Consider the following 2,959-nt stretch of genomic DNA (forward strand, 5'->3'; position numbering starts at 1 on the left):
GATGTTCGCTATCTCGAACATCGAACAAGTTTGTGAGAAGCTGTGATCACCGCGCCGTCCCCCTATTCAACACAGCACTACGCCCAACTTCGGTTCGTTCTCGAAACCACGCGTGGAACACCTACCCGGTTCCTTGTCCAGCTCGAATATCGCGTCGACGGTGAGTGGGGGCCGGTCGTTCACTTCGACCACAACCCAGAGGGCACCTATGGCCATGATCTTACCGAAGAAGGCCTCCACATGGACATCTACCGTGATGGAGAGCAACACCTCGTCCGGGAGGATTTCCCACCCGTAGAGTTATCAAACGCGCCCGACTACTGTGAATCGTACATCAAAACCGAAGCGTCCCGACTCCTTAGGAGGTACGAACAATGGCACAATCTCACAACGGATCGATAATCGACGACCGCGACCTCGACATCTCGTTTGATCGCGACGACCTCCCCGAAGGCGAGGCCCGTCTCGTGATTCACGAAGACGGTGTGACGACCGTCGTTCAGGGGGATGCTGAGAAGGTTGAACAGCGGTTCAAACAGCAGCGTGCTGATGACCTGGATATGACGGTTGAAGAGCTGAATGCCGCCATTGAGGAGTACCCGATGCCTGACAGCGACGACGGCCTAGTGCCTGCTGAAGAGTTCTACGACGAAAGCGCGTAACTCCGCACTGACGAAGCTTCGCACCACAAACCAGGTTATTCCGCATTAGGTATAGCGAATCCTGTTGCAACCGATAGTGTCCTCTTAGCATGGAGGCGACCCCGTTAGAACCAAGTGACTGTTGACAGGGATGATGAACGTTAGTTTCTTTGTATTCTGAGGAGTGAGTTTTGGCATGGCGCACCTCAGTTCGCTTCCTGTCCGGCGTCTGTATGTACGAACTGGAGCGTTCATGATTTTGGGTCTATCGCTTGGACTCGATGCTGCGCTCGACCTCTGGGTGGGAGAGTCGGGTATTCTGCTTTGGATAGTGGTGTTTTCTGGGTTTCTGACGGTCGTTGGAGCGGCGTATGAAGCCCTGACTGGCGACCCAGATGAGCACAAAATCAACGGGTACTGGCTTGCTCTCATCATATTCGGGGCATTGCTGACCCTCACCGGGTTCGGTATCCAACTCACCGGACTGGCAGGATAAGCATGAGCTATCAGCGAGTCCGATATAGCCGACACGGGGAATATTCTTTTCTCGCTACGAATGTACGCTTGTGATATGGCGACTCAGACAGGGGCTGCGGTCGGCCAGTCGGCCGCAGACTATCCTGATCCCTCGTACGCGATTGCCGCTGGCCTCTATGCTGCCGCTCTCCTTACCCCAGCAATTGTTCTCGTTCTCTCAAGCGTTCTGTCCGGTGCCGCCGTTCTCTATTTGAGCTTTCTTGGTGTAGTGGCGAGCATTGCCATCGTAGCGGGTTGGAGCGTGTCGCGGATTCGTGGGCTCGCCGTTAGCCTCGGTGGCAGCAGCACTGTCTGGCTCCTTGCTGCTCTTCCACTGGTGTGGTCCGTTGGCGTGTTCGGTTCCAGTGCTATCGGTTGGGAAGTGCCAGATATAGCGGCTCCTCTCGCGGTGGTCGGCACGGGTGGGGGATGCTTTCTTGGTCTGGTCCTGGTCGCTTTGAGTCGCAGCCGGTACGCTACGGCTGTTCTGGCGGACAGCGAGGAATTCGCCCAGTGGGAGGCTCGTTGGCCCCGGCGCTGGCGGTATCTCTCAGTCGCAGGGATGGTCGTCGCTATGACGGTTGGCGGTGTCGGTATTCTCGTTCAATTTGCGTTCGGAATTGACTGGGCTGGCTCGCTCTATTATCTCCTGTTCATATGGACACCTCTTGCAGGGGCAGTAAATCCACGGACATTCCGTGTGACGGCTGCCGGTCTTGTCGTTGAACGGTCGCCTCTTAGACGTCTTCGGCCGTGGTCCGCGTTCAAGGGCTATACTCTCACTACAGATGCGCTCATCATTCAGACAGCCGCGTGGTGGTGTCCAGCCTACCGGTCTGATCGCGAAGATATCGATGAGGACGAGTTAGACACTCTTGTTGCGTCGCTCGATGAACTGCTCACAAGCCGCGAGTAACGACACTCGGCAGCAAAGCATTGGACGCGCCCTGTACGCGACCTGACGATCCGATTAGGAGAGACTCCCTGAATATGACTGATCGCGCTCGACAACAGTCTCCGGGACAAAGCGGATGAACGCATACTTTTCGGCGACATCGCCTAAATCCTGAAATTGCTCATCCCACTCTGAGTCATCATCTCCAAGATACTGAGAGAGAAGACGCTCACCCCGATCTCCCTCGAACGGTTCGACAGTAGCGTGTCCACGTAACCCGACGTGCTCGACGCGCCCGGTCTCTGGGTCGAAATCGACTATCGAGACCGCAGTACGGGGGTCCTCCTCGATTCGGTCTGGGAACGTCTTATTCGAGAGCGTGGCGATAATCCAGATTGCGCCCTCTTCCCAGAGAAACCACAAGGGCGATACCCGAGGCCCCTCCTCGGATGCAGTTCCGAGATGACAAAAGAGCGGTCGAGCGAGGAACTGTTCTAACTCGGTATCCAGCGTGTCTTCGACAATTTCCATATCCGTTATCCAAACAGTAGTGGGATAATCGGTGTTTCGCTGGCACCAGCCTGCTGCGACGCGGGAGAAGTATGAGACGGTTGGCTCATGCTTATCCTGCCGGTCTTCCAGTCCACGACCCGCCTAAGGGGTTCGACACGTAACTTTTTGAACGTGTGGTAGCAACAGACCACATGGACCGCACCCGCCAACAGGGTCTCGGAGCGATCATCATCGCATTAGCAGTTGGTCTGGGTCAGCTCACTTTGCTCGCGCCAGTAATCACTGAACCAGCTGTATCTGTATTTGACCGGCCTTTCGGCTCTGTTGAATCACTAGACGGCGTCGGGATCGGTCGCTAGATCAAAGGCATTGAAGCGAGAGACTTGCGTTGTCC

General features: G+C 55.8%; 5 protein-coding genes. 4 read left to right on the top strand and 1 reads right to left on the bottom strand.

Going from position 1 to position 2,959, the window contains the following annotated elements:
* Window positions 1-42 precede the first annotated feature (42 nt).
* The 4 genes from ACQUQO_RS18040 to ACQUQO_RS18055 all read left to right on the top strand — a co-directional run bounded on the left by ACQUQO_RS18040 (window position 43) and on the right by ACQUQO_RS18055 (window position 2,073).
* Window positions 43-402, top strand: a complete 360-nt coding sequence (locus ACQUQO_RS18040) for a DUF7718 family protein (protein ID WP_435080012.1) — start codon at window positions 43-45, stop codon at window positions 400-402.
* Window positions 375-662, top strand: coding sequence for a hypothetical protein (locus ACQUQO_RS18045; RefSeq protein ID WP_435080014.1), 288 nt, complete (start codon window positions 375-377; stop codon window positions 660-662). Before ACQUQO_RS18040 ends, ACQUQO_RS18045 begins: the two co-directional genes overlap by 28 nt.
* Before the next feature lie 175 nt (window positions 663-837).
* Window positions 838-1,137 (top strand): hypothetical protein, encoded by a 300-nt coding sequence (locus ACQUQO_RS18050; protein WP_435080016.1) that lies wholly within the window; start codon window positions 838-840, stop codon window positions 1,135-1,137.
* Window positions 1,138-1,212: 75 nt separating this feature from the next.
* Entirely contained in the window at window positions 1,213-2,073 is an 861-nt protein-coding gene (locus ACQUQO_RS18055) for a hypothetical protein (protein WP_435080017.1), read from the top strand.
* A 54-nt stretch (window positions 2,074-2,127) separates the two neighbouring features.
* Here the strand turns inward: ACQUQO_RS18055 and ACQUQO_RS18060 are convergent, their stop codons facing one another.
* Entirely contained in the window at window positions 2,128-2,583 is a 456-nt protein-coding gene (locus ACQUQO_RS18060; protein ID WP_435080019.1) for a pyridoxamine 5'-phosphate oxidase family protein, read from the bottom strand.
* Window positions 2,584-2,959 lie beyond the last annotated feature (376 nt).

The organism is Halococcus sp. AFM35, from assembly GCF_051195015.1.
GTDB lineage: Archaea > Halobacteriota > Halobacteria > Halobacteriales > Halococcaceae > Halococcus.

Excerpts from the sequence above, each read along its gene's own strand:
- ACQUQO_RS18045 (WP_435080014.1), top strand. The coding sequence starts at position 375 with ATGGCACAATCTCACAACGGATCGATAATCGACGACCGCGACCTCGAC.
- ACQUQO_RS18055 (WP_435080017.1), top strand. The coding sequence starts at position 1,213 with ATGGCGACTCAGACAGGGGCTGCGGTCGGCCAGTCGGCCGCAGACTAT.
- ACQUQO_RS18050 (WP_435080016.1), top strand. The coding sequence starts at position 838 with ATGGCGCACCTCAGTTCGCTTCCTGTCCGGCGTCTGTATGTACGAACT.
- ACQUQO_RS18060 (WP_435080019.1), bottom strand. The coding sequence starts at position 2,583 with ATGGAAATTGTCGAAGACACGCTGGATACCGAGTTAGAACAGTTCCTC.